At 62.1% G+C, this 25092-nt stretch carries 23 protein-coding genes; 4 read left to right on the top strand and 19 right to left on the bottom strand.

Annotated elements, in window-relative coordinates; all coding sequences use genetic code 11:
- Window positions 1-52 precede the first annotated feature (52 nt).
- A complete protein-coding gene (locus MQW23_RS12655) occupies window positions 53-2758 on the top strand; it encodes an ATP-binding protein (RefSeq protein ID WP_252108562.1) in 2706 nt (901 codons plus the stop codon).
- Window positions 2759-2766: 8 nt separating this feature from the next.
- Here the strand turns inward: MQW23_RS12655 and acpS are convergent, their stop codons facing one another.
- The 11 genes from acpS to rpoE all read right to left on the bottom strand — a co-directional run bounded on the left by acpS (window position 2767) and on the right by rpoE (window position 13574).
- Entirely contained in the window at window positions 2767-3144 is a 378-nt protein-coding gene (acpS, locus tag MQW23_RS12650) for a holo-ACP synthase (RefSeq protein ID WP_252108561.1), read from the bottom strand.
- Between the two features lie 2 nt (window positions 3145-3146).
- Window positions 3147-3962, bottom strand: a complete 816-nt coding sequence (pdxJ, locus tag MQW23_RS12645) for a pyridoxine 5'-phosphate synthase (RefSeq protein ID WP_252108560.1) — start codon at window positions 3960-3962, stop codon at window positions 3147-3149.
- Window positions 3963-4056: 94 nt separating this feature from the next.
- Complete coding sequence (gene recO, locus MQW23_RS12640) at window positions 4057-4758, bottom strand: DNA repair protein RecO (protein ID WP_252108894.1); 702 nt, start codon at window positions 4756-4758, stop codon at window positions 4057-4059.
- An 11-nt stretch (window positions 4759-4769) separates the two neighbouring features.
- Window positions 4770-5669 (bottom strand): GTPase Era, encoded by a 900-nt coding sequence (gene era, locus MQW23_RS12635; RefSeq protein ID WP_252108558.1) that lies wholly within the window; start codon window positions 5667-5669, stop codon window positions 4770-4772.
- On the bottom strand, window positions 5666-6361 hold the full coding sequence (gene rnc / locus MQW23_RS12630; RefSeq protein WP_252108556.1) for a ribonuclease III: 696 nt from the start codon (window positions 6359-6361) through the stop codon (window positions 5666-5668). Before rnc ends, era begins: the two co-directional genes overlap by 4 nt.
- A 40-nt stretch (window positions 6362-6401) precedes the next feature.
- Entirely contained in the window at window positions 6402-7205 is an 804-nt protein-coding gene (gene lepB / locus MQW23_RS12625) for a signal peptidase I (RefSeq protein ID WP_252108554.1), read from the bottom strand.
- A 15-nt stretch (window positions 7206-7220) separates the two neighbouring features.
- Complete coding sequence (gene lepA / locus MQW23_RS12620) at window positions 7221-9035, bottom strand: translation elongation factor 4 (RefSeq protein ID WP_252108552.1); 1815 nt, start codon at window positions 9033-9035, stop codon at window positions 7221-7223.
- Window positions 9036-9283: 248 nt separating this feature from the next.
- Window positions 9284-10699, bottom strand: a complete 1416-nt coding sequence (locus MQW23_RS12615; RefSeq protein ID WP_252108550.1) for a DegQ family serine endoprotease — start codon at window positions 10697-10699, stop codon at window positions 9284-9286.
- A 175-nt stretch (window positions 10700-10874) separates the two neighbouring features.
- On the bottom strand, window positions 10875-11846 hold the full coding sequence (locus MQW23_RS12610) for a MucB/RseB C-terminal domain-containing protein (RefSeq protein ID WP_252108548.1): 972 nt from the start codon (window positions 11844-11846) through the stop codon (window positions 10875-10877).
- 109 nt (window positions 11847-11955) lie between these two features.
- Window positions 11956-12714, bottom strand: coding sequence for a sigma-E factor negative regulatory protein (locus MQW23_RS12605; RefSeq protein ID WP_252108546.1), 759 nt, complete (start codon window positions 12712-12714; stop codon window positions 11956-11958).
- Window positions 12715-12974: 260 nt separating this feature from the next.
- Window positions 12975-13574, bottom strand: coding sequence for an RNA polymerase sigma factor RpoE (rpoE, locus tag MQW23_RS12600; protein WP_252108544.1), 600 nt, complete (start codon window positions 13572-13574; stop codon window positions 12975-12977).
- A 478-nt stretch (window positions 13575-14052) separates the two neighbouring features.
- On the opposite strand from rpoE, the gene MQW23_RS12595 reads away from it, so the two are divergent.
- On the top strand, window positions 14053-15123 hold the full coding sequence (locus MQW23_RS12595) for a 3-deoxy-7-phosphoheptulonate synthase (RefSeq protein WP_252108542.1): 1071 nt from the start codon (window positions 14053-14055) through the stop codon (window positions 15121-15123).
- A 101-nt stretch (window positions 15124-15224) separates the two neighbouring features.
- Here MQW23_RS12595 and dinG read toward each other — a convergent pair whose 3' ends face one another.
- Together dinG and rhlB are read right to left on the bottom strand one after the other, a co-directional pair.
- Window positions 15225-17354 (bottom strand): ATP-dependent DNA helicase DinG, encoded by a 2130-nt coding sequence (dinG, locus tag MQW23_RS12590; RefSeq protein WP_252108540.1) that lies wholly within the window; start codon window positions 17352-17354, stop codon window positions 15225-15227.
- Window positions 17355-17359: 5 nt separating this feature from the next.
- Complete coding sequence (gene rhlB / locus MQW23_RS12585) at window positions 17360-18634, bottom strand: ATP-dependent RNA helicase RhlB (protein ID WP_252108538.1); 1275 nt, start codon at window positions 18632-18634, stop codon at window positions 17360-17362.
- Window positions 18635-18777: 143 nt separating this feature from the next.
- On the opposite strand from rhlB, the gene MQW23_RS12580 reads away from it, so the two are divergent.
- Both MQW23_RS12580 and xthA read left to right on the top strand, forming a co-directional pair.
- Complete coding sequence (locus MQW23_RS12580; protein WP_252108537.1) at window positions 18778-19026, top strand: hypothetical protein; 249 nt, start codon at window positions 18778-18780, stop codon at window positions 19024-19026.
- The gene (gene xthA / locus MQW23_RS12575) at window positions 19026-19853 is read left to right on the top strand and encodes an exodeoxyribonuclease III (RefSeq protein WP_252108535.1); all 828 of its coding nucleotides are present in this window, start codon (window positions 19026-19028) and stop codon (window positions 19851-19853) included. The genes MQW23_RS12580 and xthA overlap by 1 nt, the downstream gene beginning before the upstream one ends.
- Window positions 19854-19869: 16 nt before the next feature.
- On the opposite strand, the gene MQW23_RS12570 is transcribed toward xthA, so the two are convergent.
- The 6 genes from MQW23_RS12570 to MQW23_RS12545 are packed head-to-tail and all read right to left on the bottom strand — an operon-like array spanning window position 19870 to window position 24789.
- Window positions 19870-20943: a tetratricopeptide repeat protein gene (locus MQW23_RS12570; protein ID WP_252108533.1), complete on the bottom strand. Its 1074-nt coding sequence runs from the start codon at window positions 20941-20943 to the stop codon at window positions 19870-19872.
- Window positions 20944-20950: 7 nt separating this feature from the next.
- The gene (locus MQW23_RS12565) at window positions 20951-21727 is read right to left on the bottom strand and encodes an energy transducer TonB (protein WP_252108531.1); all 777 of its coding nucleotides are present in this window, start codon (window positions 21725-21727) and stop codon (window positions 20951-20953) included.
- Window positions 21724-22131, bottom strand: coding sequence for an ExbD/TolR family protein (locus MQW23_RS12560; RefSeq protein ID WP_252108530.1), 408 nt, complete (start codon window positions 22129-22131; stop codon window positions 21724-21726). The genes MQW23_RS12565 and MQW23_RS12560 overlap by 4 nt, the downstream gene beginning before the upstream one ends.
- The gene (locus tag MQW23_RS12555; RefSeq protein WP_252108529.1) at window positions 22124-22666 is read right to left on the bottom strand and encodes a MotA/TolQ/ExbB proton channel family protein; all 543 of its coding nucleotides are present in this window, start codon (window positions 22664-22666) and stop codon (window positions 22124-22126) included. Before MQW23_RS12555 ends, MQW23_RS12560 begins: the two co-directional genes overlap by 8 nt.
- Window positions 22667-24022, bottom strand: coding sequence for a MotA/TolQ/ExbB proton channel family protein (locus MQW23_RS12550; protein ID WP_252108528.1), 1356 nt, complete (start codon window positions 24020-24022; stop codon window positions 22667-22669).
- Entirely contained in the window at window positions 24019-24789 is a 771-nt protein-coding gene (locus tag MQW23_RS12545) for a DUF3450 domain-containing protein (RefSeq protein ID WP_252108527.1), read from the bottom strand. The genes MQW23_RS12550 and MQW23_RS12545 overlap by 4 nt, the downstream gene beginning before the upstream one ends.
- Window positions 24790-25092 lie beyond the last annotated feature (303 nt).

The raw sequence follows: 25092 nt of genomic DNA, 5'->3' as shown, positions 1-25092 counted from the left end.
CGAGGCTGCCTGTGACTGGACAGGCAACCCACGGAATCAATGAGTTTCTTTCATGTCCCTGAATACGCGTACGCTGCTGGCTGTGGTTGGCATTCCGCTTTTGATTTACGCCGCCATGGCCGCGCTACTGCTCCTGCACAACGCCGGTACCGAGCAGCGCCTGTTTACCGAGCAACTGGTCAGCGCCAGTGAAGTGCTGGCGCCGGGGCTCAACGATGCGCTGAGCGATGGCGACGAGCCGCGCGTGGAGCGCCTGGCGCGCCAGCTCATGGAGTACAAGAATCTGCGGGCGCTGACGCTGTTCGACGAAAAAGGTAACCGAGTACTGGTACTGGGGCGCCCGCTTCTGGCCGCGCAGCGGCTCAGTGTGCCGCGCACCACCACCCTCATCGAAGACCGCAACATCTGGCGCTTGCAGGTTCCGCTATCGGTCTATCACGGCAACGACGGAGCAGGCGTCGGCGGAAGTGGCCGCTGGCTCGAAGCCGAAGTCGACACCCGCACGCTGACCCTGGAGCGCTACCGGCTGTTGGCGCTGCTGAGCCTGGGCGGCGCCGCGCTGGGCGCCCTTTTGCTGCTTTTATGGCGCGCGATGCGCCGCTATCTCACTCGCCCGATTGAGCGCGCCAACCAGGCGCTCTTTCGCCTTGCCCACGGCGATTACGAGCGCCGTTTAGGCAAGCACGAAGCGGTCGAGTTCGACGCGCTAGGGCAAAGCATCAATCAGGTTGGCGAGCATCTCCAGCATTTTCAGCGCGACATGCAGCGCCAGATCGAACTGGCTACCAAGGAGCTTTGTGAGTCGATGGAAACCGTCGAGGAGCAGAGCATCAAACTGGATTTGGCGCATCGTAGCGCGGTCAAGGCCAACGCGGTCAAGTCCGAGTTTCTGGCTAACATGAGCCACGAAATCCGCACGCCGCTCAATGGCATCATCGGATTTTGCCGCCTACTCGGGCGCTCCGAGCTCGACAAGCGACAGCTCGAATGGCTGCGCCAGGTCCACCGCGGCTGCGACAACCTGCTGTTACTGGTCAACGACGTGCTCGATTTCTCGAAGCTCGAGGCTGATCAGCTTAGCCTCGAGGAGGTGGAGTTCGATATGGCGACGGTAGTCGATGACGTCATTGGCCTGAACGCACCGGAGGCTCAACGAAAGGGGCTCCATCTACTGGGCCTTGCCTTCGACGATATCCCCACCCCGCTGTGCGGCGATCCGATGCGACTTCAGCAGGTGCTCAACAACCTGATCGGCAACGCCATCAAGTTCACTAGCGCAGGAGACGTGGTGGTGCGCGCCGAGCTTGCGCAGCAAGAAGGCCAGCATGTCGTGCTCAACGTAAGCGTCAGCGATACAGGGATCGGCCTTAGCGCCGAGCAGCAGCACGGGCTGTTCGATGCCTTTACCCAGGCCTCCCCCAGCCACTCGCGAGAGTACGGCGGCAGCGGCCTGGGTCTGAGCATCTGCCGCCAGCTGATTGCGCGCATGGGCGGCGACATTTCGATCGCCAGCGCACTGGGTGAAGGCGCGCGGTTCTCGTTCACGCTCCCTCTGCGCGCCCACAGCGCGGTAAGCTCGCGAGCCCCGCTCGACTTGAACCAGGCGGTAGTGCGCCTGCACGAGCCTCACCCGACCACGCGCGCGATGCTGGAAAACTGGCTGACCCACTGGGGCGCCCGCCCGGTGTCGTTTACCGACACCGCTGACACGGCGCTTTTGATGCTGGCGCTCACCCCGGAAGATTTCGTCGCACCGCGCAGGGAGTACTGGGAGTCAGTGATCGAGCAGGCGCAGCGCCCCACTCTGATTCTGGCCCTCGGCGCGCAACTCGACCTGCCCGAATGGCCGCTGCCATTTGGCGGTGACATCGTCAGCAAACCGTTGACACGCCGCCGGATGGTCGCGGCACTTGAAACACTGCTTCCCAGCAGCACCACACCGGCTGACGAAATCGAGGACGAGCTCGCAGCGACAGGTCCGGTCAGCGTACTGATCGTGGACGATAACGCCGCGAATCGCATGCTGCTCAAGGCGCTGCTGGAAAGCGAGCGCTTGGAGGTGACGCTGGCCGACAGCGGCCATAGCGCGCTCGACTACGCGCGGGTGCGCTACTTCGATCTGGTGCTGATGGATATTCGCATGCCGGGGCTCGACGGGCTCGAGACCAGCCGGGCGCTTCGCCAGATCGATGGTACCTGGGCACGCTGCCCGATCGTTGCGGTCACCGCTCACGTACCGGATCACCAGCGCCAGCGCTGGCTCGCCCAAGGCATCGACGATGTGCTGCTAAAACCCGTGGACGAAGCCGCGCTGGAGAAACTGACCCACCGCTTTTTGGGCATGAGGCTAGCGCCGCCGGCCGATGAGGTGATTGAGGCCGGCAAGTTCAAAACGAGCAGCGCACCGCCCGCGCTAGATTTGGCGCTGGGCGCTGCCCGGGCCGGTGGAAACGAGGCTTTCGCCAAGCGCCAGCTACTGCTTTTGATCGATAGTCTCACCCAAAGCAAGGCGCAGATCGAGCAGGCCCTCGAGGAGAACGATCATGAAGCGCTGCTCGAAGCGGTTCACGCGCTCAACGGCGCCTGTCGTTATTGCGGCGCCCCGGCACTCGGTGAGGCAGCCTCCGAGCTCGAGCAAGCGCTTCACCGCCATGATTTCGATGAATCGTCCCGGATCTCAAAAGCTCTGGAGGCGCAGGCGATGGCCCTGCTCGACGAAATCCGGGCGCTGAGCGCCCAGCGCTTCATGCTCGTTTGACCGCCCCGTCAGCGTTCGAGTACGACGAAGGCGAGCGCGTACTCCGCCTCGTCGCTGATCGACACGTAGGCGCTTTGGGCACCGCTTTGCTCAAAAAACCGCTTGGCTTCGCCGGCAAGCTCGAGAACGGGCTTGCCGAGCGCATCGTTGAGTACCTGGATTTCGCGCCACTGCATCCCGGCGCGAAGGCCAAGCCCCAGCGCCTTAACGAAGGCCTCCTTGGCCGCGAAGCGCTTTGCCAGATACGCCGGCGAACGGTGTCGGCTCACCCAGCTCTCGTGCTCCGCAGGGCCCAGAATGCGCGCGGCAAAGCGTTCACCGTGGCGCGCCACGGCAGTTTCAAAGCGTGCGATCCGCGCAATGTCCGACCCGATACCAACGATCACGCTCAGTGCCCGCAGCAGCCGTTCGCATGGTCGTGGTAGTGATCGTGCTCGTGATCATCGAGCGCGGCCATCAGCCCCGCTTCCTGACCGGCGATGATCAAACGCTTCATTTCCACCACCGCCTCCTTGAGCCCGACGAACAGCGCGCGGGCAATGATGGCGTGGCCGATGTTCAGTTCGTTGACACCGGGAAGCGCGGCGATCGCCTCGGCGTTATGGTAGTGAAGGCCGTGGCCCGCGTTGACCACCAGCCCCAGCGACACCGCATGGATCGCCGCAGCGTTGAGACGGGCATATTCGTCGTTGGCGGCTTGCGAGCCCATGACCGCTTCGGCAAAGGCGCCGGTATGCAGCTCGATGGTCGGCGCCCCGGCGCGTTGCGCGGCATCGATCTGCTCAACCTCCGGGTCGATGAACAGCGATACGTCGCAGCCGGCGCGGGCCAAACGCTCGCAGGCGGTTTGAATTTGATCGAAGCCGCCTACCACGTCCAGCCCACCTTCGGTCGTCAGCTCCTCGCGCTTCTCCGGCACCAGGCAAACGTGGGCCGGTTTAAGCTCTTCGGCAAGCGTGAGCATCTCTTCGGTCACCGCCATTTCAAGGTTCATGCGCGTATTGAGCACCTCGGCCAAAAGGCGTACGTCCCGCGGCTGGATATGGCGGCGATCTTCGCGCAGGTGGACCGTGATGCCGTCAGCGCCGGCTTCTTCTGCCAGCAGTGCGGCCTGCACCGGGTCCGGGTAGCGCGTACCGCGGGCCTGTCTGAGCGTGGCGATGTGATCGATATTGACACCGAGTAAAATCCGCGGGGGGTGCATGGCGCTCTCCAGTACGTGATCCGAAAGTGAATGCGTCGGTTAAAAATTGACGTTGTAAAAACCAAAACTTAAAGCGCTAAATACCGGGGAGTGTTCAGGACTCGCCCTGCTTCAAGCGGCGCCGGGCCAGATCCACCATCAGTTCGCGCGAGCGCAAGGGCTTTGACCCCAGATGCGGCGCGAGTGCGGCGCGCATGACCGCCTTGAGCGCCCCGGAAAGCCCGTCCGGGGTCCAGTCGCCCTGGTCGAGAAGGCGCAGCGCCCGGCCTTCGATGCCCCGGTCAAAGGCCACGAAGGCGCGGCTTTGCGACTCGAAGCGGTAGCGCCCCTGAGGGTCGAGAGCGTCGCCTTCCGGGGTGGTGAAGCGCGGCGTCGCCCCGAGCGCATCAAGCAGCGCCCACTCGAAGCGGCGAAGCGCCAACGCCCGGCCGCCCGGCTGGGGCAGCGCGTCGAGCAGCGCGCTATAGAAGGCGAATACCTCCTCGGCAGCGAGCTCCAAAGGCAGCAGACGCGTGGCGATTTCGTTGGCGTAGAGCCCGCAAAGAAGCCCTTCCCCCACCAGCAGCGCCGTTTGCCCGCGCGATTCCATCAGGGTCAGACGCTTAAGTTCGTGATCGCCGCGCCAAGCCACGAACAGCGGCGTGAACGGCTGCAGACGCTGGCGGGATTTGGAGCCCGGGCGCTGGCCGCCGTGGGCCACCGCCCGGATGCGCCCGTGGTTCAGCGTCAGCAGATCCACCAACGCGCTGGTTTCGCGGTAAGGCCGCCGGTGGAGCAAAAACGCGGGCTCGGCCATGGCGGGCTTGCTCAATCGAGATCGTAGCCCAGGCTTTTAAGCGCCCGGTCGTCGTCGGACCAGCCGCGCTTGACCTTCACCCACAGGTTGAGCATCACCTTGGTGCCGAGCGTTCGCTCCATGTCCAGGCGCGCCTCGCGACCGATGCTCTTGATGCGTTCGCCGTTTTCGCCGATCAAAATGACTTTTTGGCCCTGACGCTCCACCAGGATCAGGGCGCTGATGTGAGTGACGCGCTCGGTCTCGCGGAACTCTTCGATCTCTACGGTCATCTGATACGGCAGCTCATCGCCGAGCTGGCGCATGACTTTTTCGCGCACAAGCTCGGCGGCCATGAAGCGAAGGCTGCGATCGGTGATCTGATCGTCCGGGAAGAAGTGAATACTCTCCGGCAGGTGTTTGGCGACCTCCTCTTCCAAGGCCTCAACTTGGGTGCCGTGCTTGGCGGAAATCGGAATCACCGCGGCAAACTCGCGACGCGCGCCGACCTCCTCAAGCCAGGGCAGTAGCGAGGCCTTGTCCTGCAGACGGTCCACCTTGTTGACCGCAAGCACCACCGGCGCCTTGACGTGCTCCAGGCGCGCCAGCACTGCCTGGTCTTCCTCGGTCCAGCGCGTGCGGTCTATGATGAACACCACGCAGTCGACGTCGCGCAGCGCCTGGGTAGCTGCCTGGTTCATGAAGCGGTTGATCGCCTTGTTACGATCCTTGGACATGATGTGCATGCCCGGGGTATCGACATAGATGAACTGGGTCTCGTCAACCGTCTTGATGCCCATGACCTGATGGCGCGTGGTTTGCGGGCGTCGGGAGGTGATGGACACCTTCTGGCCCAGAATACGATTCATGAGGGTCGATTTGCCTACGTTAGGCCGCCCAACGATGGCCACAAAGCCGCAGGTTTGACTCATGATGCGGAATCTCCGGGAGTTTTTTCAAGATGAGTGAGCGCCTGTTCGGCGGCTTGCTGCTCGGCGTGACGACGGCTGGGGCCCTTACCGGTCGTATGCTCGCTCAAAAGATCGATATAGCATTCGACGGTAAAGGTCTGAGCGTGTGCCTCACCTTTCACGGAGACGACTTCATAGCGTGGAAGCGCCGCCTGGCGCGACTGCAGAAACTCCTGCAGACGGGTCTTCGGGTCCTTTTGGGTATCCTGAAGCGAGGTGCTCTCGAGGCGCTCCAGATACCAGGCAAGTACGCGCTCGCGCACCGCGTCCATACCGGCGTCGAGGTAGATGGCGCCGATCACCGCCTCGACCGCGTCGGCCAGAATCGACTCGCGCCGGTGCCCGCCGCTTTTCATCTCGCCGGAGCCCAGCCGTAAACACTCGCCAAAGGCCATTTCCCGGGCAAGCTCTGCCAGAGTTTGGCCCTTGACCAGGCGCGCGCGCAGGCGAGAAAGCTGGCCCTCACGGGCTTGGGGGAAGCGCTCGAAAAGCGCCTCGGCGATGACGAAATTGACGATCGAGTCACCCAGAAACTCCAGGCGCTCGTTGTTGCGCCCACCGAAACTGCGGTGGGTCATCGCCAGTTCCAGAAGCGACTCGTCGCCAAAGGTGTAGCCGATTCGTCGGCAAAAAGCGTTCAGGGAATTACTCACGATGCTCCTACGTCTTCGACGTTGACCTGGGCGGTGCGACTCATTCGATTCGCCTTACGCTCGAAAAACTGGGCAGTCCGCCGTCCCAGTGCATCCAGACGGCAAAGGCGCGCCCGACGATGTTCTCCTCCGGCACGAACCCCCAGTAGCGGCTGTCGTTGGACTGGTCGCGGTTATCACCCATCATGAAATACTCGCCCTCGGGCACGATGACTTCGCCCATCTGCGGGCCCGGGTCGCGAGGATTGTTGTAGATGGCGTGGCTGATCGGCCCCAACCGCTCATTCAATAATAGCTGCTGCGGCGAGGCGGCGGGCCCCTCCTCGATCAGCGTTTTAGCGACCGGCTCGCCGTTGATGTAGAGCTGCTTGCCCTCGTAGCGAACGCGATCGCCGGGCAGGCCCACTACGCGCTTGATGAAGTTTACCGATGGCTCGTCGGGGAATCGAAACACCATGACATCGCCACGCTCGGGGTCGCCGACTTCGACGAAGCGCTCGTTGATCACCGGCAGGCGCAACCCGTAGGCGAACTTGTTGACCAGAATGAAATCGCCCACTTCGAGCGTTGGCCGCATGGAGCCGGAGGGAATCTGGAACGGCTCGACAATGAAGCTTCTGACTACCAGCACGACCAGCAGCACCGGAAACAGCGAGCGCGAGTAATCGACCGGCCAGGACTCTTTTTCGAGCTTGGCGCGGGTGGTTGCATCGAGCTCGCCCTGGGCGGCCTGTTCGGCATTATTCAGGCGGCGGCGGCGACGCGGGCGAAACCACAGGGCGTCGAGCAAGTAGATGACCCCGGTGATTGCGACGGCCAGTACCAGTAGTAGTGAAAAATCCATGAGGGTGTCGTCTTCCTAGTCGTTGACCTTGAGCACAGCAAGGAAGGCATCCTGAGGGATTTCCACACGCCCGACCTGCTTCATCCGTTTCTTACCCGCCTTCTGCTTCTCCAGCAGCTTTTTCTTACGGCTGACATCGCCGCCGTAGCACTTGGCGGTGACGTTCTTACGCAGCGCCTTAACGGTGGAGCGCGCCACGACCTGGCCGCCGATGGCCGCCTGGATCGCCACGTCGAACATCTGGCGCGGAATCAGCTCGCGCATCTTCTCGACCAGCAGGCGCCCGCGGGAGTGGGCGTGATCGCGGTGAATAATCACCGCCAGCGCGTCGACCTTGTCACCGTTGATCAGGACGTCCAGCCGCACGAGCTTCGCCGCCTCGAAGCGCTCGAAGTTGTACTCGAGCGAGGCATAGCCCTTGGAGATCGACTTGAGACGGTCGAAAAAGTCCATCACCACTTCCGACATCGGAAGCTCATAAGTGAGCTGGATTTGGCTACCCAGAAACTGCATGTCGCGCTGCGTGCCGCGGCGCTGCTCGCACTCGGTGATCACGTTGCCGACGTAGTCCTGGGGCACGAGAATACTCGCCCGCACCACCGGCTCACGCATCTCGTCGACATCCGCCATGTCGGGCAGCTTCGAGGGGTTAGAGACGTAGTTGACGTCGCCGTTTTTCATCGCGAGCTCGTAAACCACCGTGGGCGCGGTGGTAAGCAGATCGAGGTCGTACTCGCGCTCAAGGCGCTCCTGAACGATCTCCATGTGGAGCGTGCCCAGAAAGCCGACGCGAAAACCAAAGCCCAGCGCGTCGGAGTTTTCCGGCTCGTAATCGAGCGAGGCGTCGTTGAGCGCGAGTTTTTCCAGCGCGTCGCGAAAATCCTCGTAGTCGTCGGCGCTGACCGGGAACATGCCCGCGTAGACCTGGGGCTTGACCTTTTGAAAACCGGGCAGCCGGGCCACGTCCGGCGATTTGGTATGGGTGATGGTATCACCGACCGGCGCGCCGTGAATTTCCTTGATACCGGCAACGATGAAGCCGACTTCGCCGGCGCGCAGCATGCCGGTCTCCTTTCGCAGCGGCGTGAAGATACCGACTTCCGAGGTATTCCAGTCGCGCCCGGTCGACTTGATACGAATCTTGTCGCCCTTTTTGAGCGTGCCGTCGAAAAGACGCACCAGCGATACGACGCCCAGGTAGTTATCGAACCAGGAGTCGATGATCAGCGCCTGAAGCGGCGCGTCCGGATCGCCCTTGGGCGGCGGAATGTCACGCACTAGCCGCTCCAGAAGCTCTTCGATGCCGATGCCGCTTTTCGCCGATACCTGGCAGGCGTCGGTGGCGTCGAGCCCAATGATCTCTTCGATTTCGTGGCCGACGCGGTCCGGGTCGGCCTGGGGCAGGTCGATCTTGTTGAGCACCGGCAGCACCTCGAGGCCCTGCTCAATGGCGGTGTAGCAGTTGGCCACCGACTGCGCCTCGACGCCCTGGGCCGCATCGACGACCAGCAGAGCGCCTTCGCAGGCATAGAGCGAGCGGGAGACTTCGTATGAGAAATCGACGTGACCGGGGGTGTCGATGAAGTTGAGCTGATAGACGCTGCCGTCGGCGGCGGTGTAGTCAAGCGTCACCGACTGCGCCTTGATGGTGATACCCCGCTCGCGCTCGATATCCATGGAATCGAGCACCTGCTCCTTGAGCTCACGATCGGTCAAGCCCCCGCAGGTCTGAATCAAACGATCCGACAGCGTAGACTTGCCGTGATCGATGTGAGCAATGATCGAGAAATTCCGTATATGCTTAATTTTACTAGTATTTTCTGATGACATTACGCTTTGCAATCCGGGGTATGTACGAAGCCCTGTACGGTACAAAAAAATTACACGGCAACGTGCAATGAATAATTGGCAGCATTGTACCGTTAGCAAGACGCGGGTGCCATGTTCATTGCGCCGCGCTCGCCCGGCTAACACGCTGCACGCGCCAGGCGGTCAAACCGCAGGTGGCAAAACGCCCCGGCGGGCCGGGGCGTTAACGAGCACATGGCATCTACTCGGCGTGTTCCGAGTAAAGCCGCTTACTCCTGCAAGCGCAGCGCGATGAACAGCGAGCGGCCATCACGGTAGAGGCGCACCGGAATGGCGCGGTCGTTGGGCAGCGACTCGACGATGTCTGCAAGCTCCTCGGCAGACCCGACGCTCTTGTGATCGACGCTGACAAGGACATCGCCTGACTGAATGCCGGCGTCAGCGGCAACGCTGCCCGCCTCGACCTGGCGCACTTCCACGCCGCCGCTAATGCTCAAACGCTCCTGCAGCTCTTCGCTTACTTCGCCCACGCTCACGCCCAAACGGGTTTGATCGTTGCTGCCATTCGCGGCGCTTGCCTGCTCGGACTCCGGCCAGCTGCCCAGTTGAACGGTCTGTTCGATCTCTTCACCGTCGCGGATGACCGCCAGCGACACGTCGCTTCCCGGGGAAACGCGGCCGATCAGACGCGGTAAAGCGCTGGACCGATCCACCTCTTCACCGTTGACGCCAACGATTACGTCTCCGGCCTGAAGGCCGCCTTCCGCCGCCGGGCCTTCCGGGTCCAGATCCGCGACGAGCGCGCCGATGGCATCGTCCATGCCAAAGGATTCGGCCAGATCGCGGGAGACGGGCTGAATCATGACGCCCAGCCAGCCGCGGTTGACGTGGCCCTCCTCACGCAGCTGGTCGGCCACGTCCATCGCCACGTTGATCGGAATGGCGAAGGAGAGGCCCATGAAGCCACCGCTGCGGGTGAAAATTTGGGAGTTGATGCCGATGACCTCGCCTTCGAGATTGAAAAGTGGCCCGCCAGAGTTGCCCGGGTTGATCGCGACATCGGTTTGAATGAAAGGCACGTAGGCATCGCGCGGCAGCGTACGATTGATCGCGCTGACGATACCCGCGGTCACCGAGTGGTCGAACCCAAAAGGCGATCCGATGGCCGCTACCCACTCGCCAACCTGAAGCTCGTCGGAGTCGCCCAGATTGAGTACCGGCAGGTTGTTGGCGTCGATTTTCAAAAGCGCCACGTCGGTTTGCTGGTCGCTGCCGATCAACTCGGCGGAAAGCTCACGTCGGTCGTTCAAACGCACGAGAATTTCGTCCGCATCCTGCACCACATGAGCGTTGGTCAGCACGTAACCATCGGCGCTAATCACGAAACCGGAGCCCAGAGACTGACGCTCTTCGCTGCGACCGCGCCCCTGCTCTCCAGGCGGTGTCGGGAAGCTGTCGCCGAAGAAGTGACGGAAAATCTCGGGAATATCCTGACCGCCAAAGCCGCGCATCTCGGCGCCGCTTCGCTGGACCGTTCGACTGGTTGAAATGTTGACCACGCCCGGGGCAGCGTCTTCGACCAGCGCGGTAAAATCGGGGAGGTTCTGCGCGTAGGCCGATTGGCCCATTATCAGTAGCGCCGTCATGCATAGCCAAAGCGAGTAGGAAACAACCGAACGCCTCATGGGATAAAGCTCCTCGTTCAAACAGCAATCACACTTGGGAAAGGATTCGGCTCATCGAGCCATCAAGCAGATTAAAGACTCACCGCCGTAAAAAACGTTCCATTTGCCTGCTAACCGCTTTACCGCGTCTCGAAACAGGCTGGGCGATACATAAATGTCGGGCGCAGGCGTACGTTTAGCCGTGGGCAGGGGTAGATGCGCCGAACTCGATAGACTGCACGATGCGGCGCACCTGCCCTGCCGGCAGCTCACCGATCGCTACGAGTTGCCAGCGCTTGCCTTCGATATCGACCAGCTCAATCGCGATGCCTGACACCCCTAGCGTATACGCGCCCGCTTCGAGGGCCTGGTCACCCGCCGGCGCGGCAAACACGCTCACCGACGAAAGACCGTCGCTGTAGAAGCGCTGCGCCATGGGATTGCTGCTGGTGATTTGCGCCGGTTGCGCCACAAAGCCTTCGGGAAGCCAGTTAACGTCCCAGTCCGGGTCCGTCAGTGAGCCGCCTTGCTCGGTCATGAGGGGGCCTTCATAAAGCGACGGCGATTGAAGCTGGGTCATCTGAAAGGTTTCGACCACGCGGGACTGCGTATCGCTCAGCTCGTGCTTGAGCAACAGGCCGGTCTCCTCGTCGACCCACCAGGTGTGGGCGTAGCGATTGTCATCGTGTGGCTCGAAACGCAGCCTGGAAGCCACACGTCCCGCAACCCGCTCTTCGTTTTCGAGCGATACATCGTAGTAAGTTTCGACGTGTTCGGCCCAAGCACGGGGTGTGATCGAGATATCGAAATCGCTTTCGCCGGGAAGTGCCCAAGCCAGCTTGCCGGCCTGAGAGCGGCGCTCGACGCTAATGGAAGGGCCATCCAGGTGCTGAACGACCTGCTGACGCACCCCATCCTGAAGGCGATGCGAAAGCGCCAGCGTACGTACACCGATACTGTTGATGGAGACCGCGCGGGCCTGATATTCATAGCAGTGGCTTGCCAGCATCGTGCGGATAAGCCACTCGTCGATGGAATTCGGCGTCTGGGTTAAAATCGGGGTGGAGCAGGTCTGGCGATTCTCTTCTGATGGGGGCGGAGTGGGCGATCGATCGATGTCGCTACTTGCCTGAGCGGTCGATGAAAGCGAAAGCACTGCTACCGTCACTGCGCATAGCGCCCCTTTTTTAAACCACGGCGTTGCATCACACCTCACGATCATTCCCCACCCTCAACTCGCTATCGATGCTTTATAAACAGCTGGTCATGCTAATCGCTCAGCGCTGACCGAGCGGCTCTACGATGGACGATGAGCGCATGAGCGGCATCCAGCTGTCACCGCTACCCGCGGCGGCGCCTTGGGCGTGCTGCTCGAGGTAGGACTGGAGCAGGTTGATTTGATCGGCGTCAATAGCACTGGTAGGGGCAGAGAACGTTTGAGCCGCGTTGGACACCGCTGGCGTCGAAGCGCCAAAGCCGGATTCGCTCACGTTCATAAAACCACTGCGACCGGACTGACCGTTCACACGAAACGCGGTTGGCTCGAACATGGGAACGTCAGAAGACGCCACCGCGTTGGCACCACCCAAGCTTGCCGGCTGCACCTGAGCAGCAGCGTTTGAAGACGCCGCGGCCAAATCGCTGGCTCCCTGAGTGCCGGTCGACACACCGCCATCGCTATTCAAAAACTGCACGCCGGTAACGACCATCAATGACACCGCAGCGGCCACGCTTGCGCCACGAGCAAACGAAACGCGGGCGGGCTTTGCAAGAGTTCCAACGCTCGACTTCTCATGCTGCGCGTCGAGATGCGGCGCCAGCTCGCGCTCAAGCTGGGCCATTATGCCGGCGGAGAGGTCAAGGCTCACGTCAACCGAGCGCTCGCGCTGCATCATACTGCGGGCCAAATGGTAGCGGCGCCAGGATTCGGCAGCGCCCGCTTCTTCGGGCAGTGACTTGAGCACGCGGCGAAGCTCAAGCTCTTCGCTTTCGCCATCCATCAATGCCGACAGTGATTCCCGTGTATTCAAACTCATACTTACACCCTCACGCTGTGTTTAAAAACGTCTCGAGCCACAGTTATTGGTATGGCCGCGAGCGTATTCACAGGCCAACATTTGAGTTTTGTGCGCCCAGCCAAGGCTTTATCGATCGCTCGATCAACCTGTCGGCGCGCCATACTTGCTAGTTACTGCTGGCTAATCTGGTCACGCACTATGACGCCGTTGACCGCTGACAGTTCACAAAAAAGTGAAATTGCTTACGGGATTTTCTCTCAGCCTGCGCCAGCTGACGTTTAGTCGTCGCGGCTATTACGCGAGGTGCTGACCAGGGGACGAATATGTTCATCCACCGCCTCACGCGCGCGAAAAATGCGCGAACGCACCGTGCCCACCGGGCACTGCATGACCTGGGCAATATCTTCGTAGGCAAGCCCATCGAGCTCGCGAAGCGTAATGGCGGTGCGAAGATCGTCCGGCAGACGCTCGATCGCCTCGAATACAGCTGCTTCGAGCTGATCCCGTGCGATCGAAGCTTCGGGCGACTCACTGTCCGCCAGCCGGCCGCTCTGATCGAGCATTTCGGCGTCGACGATATCCAGATCGCTGCCAGGCGGACGGCGGCCGCGGGAAACGAGATGGTTTTTCGCCGTGTTGATCGCGATACGATACATCCACGTATAAAAAGCGCTTTCCGAGCGAAACTTGCCAAGCGCCCTATACGCTTTGATGAATGCCTCCTGAGCGACATCCTGTACCTCGGCGTGGTCGTGAACGTAGCGACCGATCAGCCCGATAATCTTGTGCTGGTATTTTTTCACCAGCAGATCAAAAGCGCGTAAATCACCTTTTTGGGCACGTTCAACCAGCTGCTGGTCCGTTTCACGAGTGCCCATTCACACTCTCCCCCGGCTCGAACGCTTAACGTCGACCCTTGATACCTTTCGCCCTCCGAGGCGGGCTTTAACAGCATGCAACATAGCGTCCCTTGGGCAAATTAAATAAATCTTTGACCGTAAACAAACTGACTGGCCAAGGACGTCACTCGTACCGAGCGGTTTATAATACGGCCCGCCCAACGACTCGAACAGAGTTGCCCGTATCGATTGCGGCCTGACCTTACCGACCCTATCGTCGGTTTTTTCTCTTGACCACCTATCCTACTGGAGGTCGAGGCGTTACTGCTCTGTGCAGGTGCATTAAGCACGTAGTGTTACGCGTTATCTGCCGTGCATCAAGCATATTGCCACGCGCGACAAATCCATGAGCAGACACCGCCGGTTAACGCCGGGTTCCGTAACAATTGATTTTTACGCTCTCAACGCGCCATAGTAGTGCCCAATTTTACCCAGGCGAATACGTACAGGAAGCACCATGTCCGATCAGCAAGTGAGTAACTTAAACGTTCTGGCTCAGGATGTCTTGACGACGCCGGACGCGTTGAAAACTGCGGTCCCGTTGACCGAGAAAGCCGAAAAAACCGTCATCGAGGGCCGCCAGGTCATCCAGAACATTCTGGATGGCAAGGACCCGCGCCTTCTCATGGTGGTAGGCCCCTGCTCCATTCACGATGTGGACGCCGCCCTCGATTACGCCAAAAAGCTTCGCGCCCTCGCCGATGAGGTCAGCGATTCGCTCTACATCGTCATGCGCGTTTACTTCGAGAAGCCGCGTACCACGGTCGGCTGGAAGGGCTTGATCAACGACCCTCACCTGAACGACTCCTTCGAGATCGACGAAGGGCTTCACATCGCCCGCAAACTGCTGGTGGAGCTTGCGGAACTCGGCCTGCCGCTGGCCACCGAGGCGCTGGATCCGATTTCACCGCAGTATCTGCAGGACTGCATCAGCTGGTCGGCGATCGGCGCGCGCACCACCGAGTCACAGACGCATCGCGAAATGGCCTCCGGCCTCTCCTGCCCGGTCGGCTTCAAAAACGGCACCGACGGAAGCCTGGATGTCGCCATGAACGCGCTCGAGTCGGTGGCCAACCCGCACAACTTCCTCGGTATCAACCAGGCAGGCCAAGTCGCGATCATTCGCACCCGCGGCAACGCCTACGGCCACGTGGTGCTACGCGGCGGTAACGGCAAACCCAACTACGATAGCGTCAGCGTCGCCCTTGCCGAGAAGGAACTGGCCAAGGCCAAGCTCTCAGCCAATATCATGATCGACTGCTCTCACGCCAACTCCAACAAAGATGCCGCGCTGCAGCCGCTGGTACTGGAAAACGTCACCCACCAGATCCTCGAAGGCAACACCTCGATCATGGGCCTGATGGTCGAATCCAACCTGGGCTGGGGTAACCAAAAGCTCACGGCGGATACCAGCCAGCTCACCTACGGCGTATCGATCACCGACGCCTGCATCGACTGGGATACCACGGTGGAAGCGTTCAAAAAGATGAACGACAAGCTCGTCCCGGTGCTTGTCAAGCGCAAATAGCGCGCCGCTAACGTGATGCCACGAAAAAACGCCCTGCGAGCAATCGCAGGGCGTTTTTTGTACGGCTTTTATCGACAAACCTTATGCCGACCCTCGTGGCGTCAAGCGCTGATCTCGCGGCGAAACGGCGGCAGCGCGTCCAGCAGCGCCTGGCCGTAGCGGCGGGTGATCACTCGCCGGTCCAAAAGCGTGATCACGCCCTGGTCGCTCTCCTTGCGAATCAGCCGGCCGCAGGCCTGGACCAGCTTGATCGAGGCGTCCGGCACGCTGATGCGCATGAACGGATTGCCGCCCTGGCTTTCGATCCACTCGGCAAGTGTCGCTCCCACCGGGTCGTCCGGTACCGCGAAGGGCAGCCTGGTAATGACCACGTGTGTCAGATAGTGGCCAGGTAGATCGATGCCCTCGGCAAAGCTTGCCAGGCCGAAGATGATACTGCCCTCGCGCCGATCCACCGCAGCCCGGTGGCGTTCGATCAGCTCGCGCTTGGGCAGCGCGTCCTGGGCCAGCACGCGCTCGCGAGTCTTCTCCGTTAGCGCCTTTTCGACCGCTCTGAGCTGGGCGCGCGAGGAGAAAAGTACCAGCGCCGCCTCGCGCTCGCCGAGCGATTCGACGAAGGTAACGATGGCGCGCTCGTGGGCATCACGGTCTCCAGGATCCACCGCCTCCGGCGGCACTCTCAGCACCGCGTTGGCGTAGTCGAAGGGGCTTGGCAGCGCCTGATAGCGGTAGCGATTGGCCAGCCCCGCGCGCTCCTGAAGGCGCTCGAAGCGCCCAAGCGCGGTCAGCGTGGCCGAGGTCACCACCGCGCCGTGGCAGCGCCCCCACAGGTGTTTGGCCAGCGTATGCGCCGCGGATACCGGGCTTGCGGAAAACTCGATCTCCGGCTCGCTGCCAGAGCGGCTCAGGGTGACCCAGCGCGCGCTTGGTACGGCTCCGGGCGGGTCCTGCTCGCTCATGCTTTGCCACAGCGCATGGGCGTCCAGGCTTCGCCCGTGTAGCAGCGCCACCAACGGCAGCCAGCTTTCAGCCTGCTCACGCTCAAGGCCCGTTTGCTTATCCGGATCCAGGGTTTCGCGCAGAATGTCACTGATGCTCTCGAGCGCCCGTGAGAGGGTCGCGAACTGAGTGACCAGTTGACTCGCCTGCTCTCTGAGCGCCTCGGGAAGTTGCCCCTTCTCGAAGCGAAACTGGTGCAGAGACTCATCGTCCTTGAGCCCGCGATCCCGCCCGGCGAGCTGGTGGCCCAGGCTGAACACGTCGCCCAGTGCCGGTTCGAGCCCGCGTAAGAGTTCGGGAAGCCCTGCCAGAAGCCGCGCAATGGTGGGCTGACCGCCCAGCCCCGTATTCAACTCGCCAAGGCTCGACTTCAGCGTGCCCAGCCAGCGTAGGCAGGCGTTGACCGCAAAGCGGTGGGCAAAGTGGGAAAGCGCCTTGTCCGGCAGGTGGTGGCCCTCGTCGAACACGAAGATGCACTCCGCCGGGTCCGGCAGAATCGCCCCGCCGCCGAGTGCCAAATCCGCCAGTACCAGGTCGTGATTGGCGACGATGATATCGGCGTTTTCGAGCTCGCGACGCGAACGAAAAAAGGCGCAGGCGCCAAAGTGGCCGCAGCGCCGGCCGGTGCACTGGCGATGATCGACGGTCAGGCGCCGCCAGTGGCTGTCGTCGATCGACACCGGCCAGTTATCGCGGTCGCCCTCCCAGGTGCCGCTGCCGTAGGATTCCGCCATATCGGTGGCCAGCACGGTAAACTCGCTGCCCTGCTCGGCCAGCGACTGCTCGAACAACGAATGGGTCGGGTTGGGTTCGACGCCTTCCAGCGCCTGGTCCAGGCGCGCCACGCAGACGTAGCGCCCCCGCCCCTTGGCCAAAGCGTACTTGAACGACAGCCCGCTGTGACGAGAGAGCGCCGGCAGGTCCTGGTTGAGCACCTGCTCCTGAAGGGCGACCGTAGCGGTCGAGACGATCAGGCGCTTGCCGCGCGCCTTGGCAACCGGCAGCGCCGAAATCAGATAGGCCAGCGTCTTGCCAGTACCGGTGCCCGCTTCCAGCACGCACACGTGCTGGTCGCTGACGCGCTTGCCCTCGTCATCGACCTCTATATCGCCCAGAGTACGGGCGATTTCGGCGATCATCAACCGCTGGCCGTAGCGCGGCGTCAGCGACAGCTCCTCAACCACCTGACGGTAGGCCGTTTGGATACTCGCCTTGAGCTCGTTATCCAGCATCTCGCTTACAGCATGCCTTCCGGCGGGTGCTCGCAGGGCAGCTTATCGTTGATGTAGCGCTCGATTTCCGGCAGTGAGAACGCGTCCTCTTCACCGACGAAGCTGATCGACACGCCCTTGGCGCCGGCGCGACCGGTACGCCCGATCCGATGAACGTAGTCCTCCGGGTCTTCCGGTAGCGTGTAGTTGATCACGTGACTGACGTCTTCGATGTGGATGCCGCGCCCAGCAACGTCGGTTGCGACCAGCACCTGGATCGCGCCTTCGCGGAACTCTTCCAGCGTCTGAATCCGCTGGCCCTGAGGCACGTCGCCGGAAAGCATCGCCACGCTCACGCCCGCTTTTCTCAGCGCGGAATCGAGCTTGCGCACCAGGTCGCGGCGGTTGCCGAACACCATGACGCGCTCAAAGCTCTCCTGCTCGAGCAGCTTGACCAGCAGGCGCTGCTTGTCATCGTCGGACACCAGATAGACCCGCTGATCGATGTCCGCCTGGTTCTCGACGGTGACTTCGATCTCGACGTGGGCCGGCGTCTGCGTCCACTGGCTGGCAAGGTTCAGAATGTCGTCGGTGAAGGTGGCCGAGAACAAAAACGTCTGGCGCTCCTCCTTCTTCGGCGTGTAGCGGATGATGCGTTTGACGTCGGGAATGAAGCCCATCGAGAGCATGCGATCGGCCTCGTCGAGCACCAATACTTCGACCTCGGAGAGATCGACATCACGCTTTTGATGAAAGTCCAAAAGCCGACCGGGCGTCGCCACGAGAATGTCGACGTTTTTGGTCAACGCCTCGCGCTGGGCCTGATACTCCATGCCGCCTACGACACTGGCAACGGTAAGGTCGGTGAAGCGTGAAAGCGCCTTGGCGTCCTTTTCGATCTGCAGCGCAAGCTCGCGGGTGGGCGCGATGATCAGCGCGCGCGGCGCTCCGGGCTTTTGCCCATTCGGGGCCGGCTCTTCCAAAAAGTAGGCAAGCACCGACATCAAAAATGCCGCGGTTTTACCGGTGCCGGTTTGCGCCTTGCCGACGATGTCGCCGCCCAATAGCGTCTGGCGCAGGGCCTCGGCTTGAATGGGGGTGCAGTACTCGAACCCCTGGGCGTGGATGGCGCGCATCAACGGCAGCGGCAAATCGAAGTCATGAAAGCGCCACTTGCCGGCCACGGCGGGCACCTGAAACTGGCGTAAATCCCAGCCGGATTGACGGCGGCGCGGCTTACGGCGACGACGTTTGGGCTTGCGGTTCTGGGCCGATGCTGTGGTCTGTTCCGACTCGCTCATAGGCTTTCTATCTGTCCATTACGGTGGATGTTGGCATCACGACGCGCGTAGTGTATCACAGGGCGCGCCAATTAGAGCGGTGCACGGTGTGCCCGAAACGCTTGCCTGTTAGAATGGCGACCAAATCGATCAAGGAGCGCGACATGACGCGTAAGAAAAAAACCCGCTCGCTGGCGGACAAGGTCACCATTCGTACCGGCCGGCGCAAGGATTATAAAAAGTGGCGCAAGGAGAACCCGGATCAGGTCGCACCCTCGCGGCGTTTCGTGGCTAAAAAGCAGCAGCAGCGCAAGCTCCAGGCGGTACGCAAGCTCGCTCGCGAGCAAAGCGGCCAGTCCATCGAGATTCATCCCGAGCGAAAGGACGACCCCACGCCGGGAGACAACGCCTGATGCGCCTGGTCTCATTCAACATCAACGGCATTCGCGCCCGCCTGCACCAGCTTCAGGCGCTGATCGACACCCAAGCGCCGGATATCATCGGCCTGCAGGAAACCAAGGTGCAGGACAGCGAGTTTCCGATCAAAGATGTCGAGGCGATGGGCTATCACGTCTTCTATTACGGCCAAAAAGGCCACTACGGCGTGGCCCTGCTGACTCGCCAGAAGCCGCAATCCGTGGTCTACGGTTTTCCCGATGACGAGGAAGACGCCCAGCGGCGCATGATTGGGGTCACGCTCGCCTGCGAAGACGGTGAACCGGTCACGGTCTATAACGGCTACTTCCCTCAGGGCGAAAACGTATCACACCCAACGAAGTTTCCTCACAAGGAGCGCTTCTACCAGCAGCTTTCACGCCTGCTCGACACGCGCCACCAGCCGAGCGAGCGCCTGGCCATCATGGGCGACTTTAATATCTCCCCTGAAGATCAGGACATCGGTATCGGCGAGCCGGCCCGCAAGCGCTGGCTGCGCGAGGGCAAAACCAGCTTTCAGCCGGTGGAGCGCGAGTGGCTCGATGGCATCAAGGCGTGGGGTTTGACAGACAGCTACCGGGTTTGCCATCCGGATGACAACGAGCGCTTTAGCTGGTTCGACTACCGCTCGAAAGGCTTTGACCGCGAGCCCAAACGCGGGCTGCGCATCGACTACATCCTGACCACGAAAGCGCTGGCCGATAAGGCGAGCGGCGCCGGTATCGATTACGACCTGCGCGCCATGGAGCGGCCTTCCGATCACGCCCCGACCTGGAGCGATTTCGCGCTCACCCTCGCCCCCTGACGCTGCACCAAAGCGCTTAGTGCAGGCTCGCAAGCCAGGCATCGACCTCGTCGTCGCCAAGCGCTTGGGCCCGCTGCCAGGCACGCTCGGCGCGCGCCTCGTCGTCCCAGGCGTAGGCGAGCTGGCCATAGCGGCGCCAGTGTTCGCTTTTATCGCTTTGCTCGGCAAGCGCTTGCCACGCATCGAGCGCCCGTTCACGATCCTTCGCCTGACTCCAGGCCGAAGCCACGCGGCGAAGCGTGGCTTCACTGCGCGCCAGGCGCTCGCCGTCAAGCGCTGCCTGGAGATGCTCGGCGGCTCGCGCAGGCGTTCCGCCGGCCAGATGCAGCTGGATCAGCGTCTCGAAATCCTCGTCGCTTTCAAATTTCCCCAACTGCCAAGCGGTTTCCCAAAGCCCGGCGGCCACGCCCGCCTGCCCCGCCTGTTGGGCGAGACCCGCGGCTTGGCGCCATTCGTCGCTACTACTCTCCTCATTCAGACCCTCGAGCAGCCAGCCAAGCGCCTGCTCGCCTTGGCCTGCCCGACGCATCACGTTCAGCGCCAGCGCCTGCCGCGCTTCGGTTTCGGGCTCGCTCTGCTCCAGAAGCGGCGTCAGGTGCTCGGCGGCGGCGTCCCACTGATCGTCGTCGGCCAGCAGCCGCACCAGCTGCCAACTCATGTCGACGTCACTGCCATTGGCTAGCCACTGCTCGTAGAGCGCAATGGCTTGAGCGCGCTGCCCGGCGGCGCGGCGCAGCTGCGCCTCTTCGCGAAGCCAACGGCTGGCCTGCTCGGCGCCAACGCTCAAGCGCGCCCGGGCGCTGGCCAGCCGGTCGGCGGCAGCGCCGGCATCGCCCTGGCGCGATAGCGCGCCGGCTGCCAGTTGATAGTAGAGCGCGCTCGCCCACTGATCCGAGCGGTTTCCACTTTCGAGTCGCTCGGCTTGGCGAAGCGCGCGCTCGGCGACGCTTTCGAGCGCCTGCTCGCTCTCGGCGCCGGCAAGCGAGCCCTGCAGCGCGTTGAGGTCGCGAATGATATCGCCGGAGAGCGGCGCGTCGGCTTGGGCCGCTGCGACCCAGCCGCTAAAGAGTAAAAGCGCTAAACGTTTCATGGCTTGGCTACCTCAGCTGGAAGTCGATGCGCTGGGTGGCGCGGCGTAGCTGCTGGCTGGGCGGAAATTGCCAGCTGGCAATGGCATCTCGCGCGGAGTCTTCGAACACGCGCCGCGGCTGCGCGTTAATCACCTGAATGGAGCCGGCATCCACACTGCCATCCCGGCGAATGACGAAACTCACTTCAACAAACCCTTCCATATTGCGGCGCAGCGCACGATTCGGGTAGACCGGATCCGTTTTACTGGTTGCCGCGATCTGCCCTACGCTTACCGGCTCATTGGAAACCGGCGCTTGCGGCGCGGGTGCTGGCGCAGTCTGGGCCGGCGCCGGTGACGGCGAAGGTGAAGGCGTCGGCTGGGGCGACGGCGTCGGTGCGGGCTGTGGCGCGGGCTCCGGGGTCGGCTCCGGCTCGGGGGTCGGCTCAGGCACCGGCTCCGGCGTCACTCCGGTCAGCTCCGGCAGGTCACTGTCGAGTTCGACGGGTTCGACCGGCTCGTCGGGAAGCTCCACTTCCGGAAGCGTAATGGCGCTATCTGCGCTCGCTAGCGGCTCAGGTGTGGGCATCGGCGGCGGCTGGGCGGTGGTGGGTGGCGGCGTATCCGCCGGCGCCGGCGCTTCCGGCTCCGGCGCGACCTCGGGGGCTTCGACCATGTTCATGCTCATGGTTATCTCTGGCTCGTCCAAGGGCTGGTCCGGCGGCGTCACCAGAATGGCCAGACACCAGAAAAGCCCGACCGCCAGCGCCGTGCCCGCTAAAAGCGATAGCAGACGACGAATCATTGCGCGCCCCGACTCGCGGCGACGGCCACCTGCTCCACTCCCGCCTGCTGCAGCCGATCCATGACTTCGATCAAAAGCCCGGTGGTGGCATCGCGGTCAGCCTGAATCACAACGGAGCCGTCGGCGCTCAAAAGCCCCGACACTTCCTGGCCGACGCTGTGAACGTCCACCGGGCGTCCATCGACCCACACGGCCCCTTCCGGCGTGACCGCGACCAGCACCTGAGCATCCGGGCGCGGGCTCGCCGAGCTCGACTCGGGGCGCTCGATCTCGATACCGCTTTCGTTGATGAAACTGGTGGTGACAATAAAGAAAATCAGCATGATGAACACCACATCCAGCATTGGCGTCAGGTTGACGTCGGCGCTATCCGAAGCGTTATCGGCTGAGTGACGTCTACGCATCGCTATTCTCCAGGGCACGCGCCAATCGATCGTGAAGACGCTGATCCTCGCGACGGATCACGTGTTCCAAACGACTAATGAATAAAAGGCCTACAACGGCAATGGCCATACCCGTGAGGGTAGGAAGCGTTGCCCGCGCCACGCCGTCGGCCATCGCGCGGGCCTGCTGGGTGTCGCTATAGGTCAGACTATCGAATACCGAGATCATGCCGGTGACGGTGCCCAAAAGCCCAAGCAACGGGCAGAGGGCGACGAGCAGCTTGAGCCAGGGCAGGGGCCGGCGTAGCCGGCGAACCAGCGCATCGGACCAGACCTGGCGCAGCGTGCGCGCGCTCCAACTACGGTGATCCTCGCGCGCGGTCCAGCGCTTGATCAGCTGCCGCCGAGCCCGCCGCCAAGTGACGCGGTAGTACCACCAGCGCTCGATCGCCATGGCGAACACCGCAATCGCGACGACGGCAAGCACCACCAGCACTACCCCGCCCGCTTCGACCAGCCGCTCGACGGGCTCGAGCCAAAGAGGAAGCGTCGGCATTCAGCTCACCACTTGGCCGTGATGGGCGGACTGCGCTTCCAGATGATCGGCAAGCGTCGCGCTTGCTTCGCCTTCGATAACCTGGGTCAGGTAGCGGCTACGACTCGATAGCGCGGTTTGTGCGAACAAAAGCGGCACCGCCGTCACCAGCCCCAGCACCGTGGTCACCAGCGCCTGGCTGATACCGCCGGCCATCAGCTGCGGGTCGCCGGTGCCGAATACGGTGATAGCCTGGAAGGTGACGATCATGCCGGACACGGTACCCAAAAGTCCTAGAAGCGGCGCAATCGCGGCGAGCAGCTTGACCATTGGCTGGCCGCGTTCGATGCGCGGAAGCTCTGCCAGCACCGCTTCGTCCAGACGCGCTTCCAGCGCTTCCGGCGTTTGGTGCTTGTCCATGTTCTTGAAGCGATACAGCACGCGACCCAGGGGGTTATCGTCCTTGAGGGTATCCAGCGAGCGGCGCTGGCGGCTTACGCGAGCGCTGACGACCCACAGGTAGAGATACTGCGCCAGCGCGACCAAAAGCCCGATCACCCCGAGCACGACGACCACGTAGCCCACATAGCCGCCCTGCTGAAAGCGCTCCCAAAGCGTTGGCTGCTGCGTCAGCGCCGTAAGCACGCTGCCCTGGGATGGGTCGATGGCAAACTCTCGGCTTTCGCCGCGATAATACTCGCCCAGTTCGCGCTCGATTTCGTCGGGCGTGCGCGGCAGTGCCGACACCGAACCGTCCTCGTCGCTGACGCGCAAAAGCGCCGTGTCGGTGAAAGCGGCAAAATCCCCGAGCCGCACGACATCGCGCTCTTCGATGTTGCCATTGGCATCGGCGACCGGCAGACGAACGCGCTCGGCCCGACCCGAGGCAACACTGAGCTCGGCGAGGCTATCGACCACGCGCTCGAGCTGGACGCGCTCCAATACGTCGACACTGTCCAGTCGCGGGGGCAGCTCAGCGGTGCCCAGCGTCAAAAGGCTTTGCGCGCCCAACTCGTTACGTACTTCATCGCTTTGGCGGGAAAGCGTCGAGAGCAGCGAGGAAAGTTCTTCGCCCTGCTCTCCCTGGCGGCTGGCGAGCTCGTTGCCACGCTCGGTTTGCGCCTCTCGCTGCTCGGTCAGCGCCTGCTGGCGTGCCTGTGCTTCGGCGTTAGCAACGCGGGCATCCTCAAGCGCTTGCTCAAGCGCCTCCTGATCGTTTAAAAAGCCTTCCAACCGAGCCTGGTCCCGCGCTTCGGCGGCTTCGCGTGCTTCGCTTAACGATGAGAGGCTCGTTTGCGCAAGCGCCGGTGTCACCAGCAGGCAGCCCAGAACGAAGGCGCCCAACGCACGCCGGCGTTTTGGTGTTGATACGTTCATGACGGGTTTTCCTGCTCGGCGGTGATCGATAGCGGTAGGTAGAGAAGCTCCGGGGTGCGCTGATCGTCGGCAATGCGTAAGGCGTTGCGCACTTCGCGACGGCCGTGCTCGTCAAGCGGCTGCCACTGGGCGCTCTCGGCGTCCCAAAGCGCCCCCTCACGCCCATCCGGCGTCAGGTAGTAGTAGCCAATACGCCCGACCCGCAAATAGTCGACCTCGCGAGCGCTCCCTTCTTCAAGCGACAGCCGTCCGCGCCAGTGATCGATCGCGCGGCCGTACTCGAGCTCTACCCGCCAGGTTTCCAGCAGCTGTTCGATGCGCTCGGCGCTACTGGCCCCCTGAAGATTCTCTAAACGCGCAAGGCGTTCGTCGAGAAGAAATGGAAGATCGTTTTCGATGAACGCCGTGAGCTGCTCGGTCATGTCCTGCTCGATCACGGGAAGCGCCGCGCGCGTTTCGCTAACGGTATCCAGCGCGCTGCCAAGCGTCTGTTGACGCTCGGCTTCTTCTGCCAAGCGTGCGGCGAGAGCAGCATTGGACGCTTCGAGCGAGCGGGTTTCACGCTCCAGCTCTCTAAGCTCTTCCAAGGCAGTGCGCGTCTGCTCGTCAGCGGCGTCGATTTGTTGCTGAAGAGCCGACTGCTGTTGCTGGGCGTCAACGCCTTGAGCGGCCTGGTCAAGCGTTTCATCGCCTGCGATCGCGTGAGCACTTACCAATACGCAGGCGCTCCAACCTCCCAGCGAGCTAAAAAAGAGCCTTTTCAGCACGATCCATCTCCGTTGCGGTTAAATGACAGCCTAGGCTGTCACGCCATGTGTTCGTTAAAGATAATAACGATTTACGTCTATCTGCCGGTTGCATAGCGTAACACTAACAAAATAAATGACAATATTTATCATTAACATTCAGCTACGATAAGGCATGGCAGACGTCGGCAAATTGTAAGGTCAATATTGGGAGCAAAGCTTTTAACAGCGTTGAAATGACTCAATCAAGCGCGGGGTAACGTAGAGAAATGGTATCAGGCGAGAATACAGCGAAAGCTTTGTCACAAAAGCAAAAAAGCAAAG

It is taken from the genome of Halomonas sp. S3-1-1 (assembly GCF_023757625.1).
GTDB lineage: Bacteria > Pseudomonadota > Gammaproteobacteria > Pseudomonadales > Halomonadaceae > Vreelandella.
This window is presented reverse-complemented; position numbering and strand designations above follow the sequence as displayed.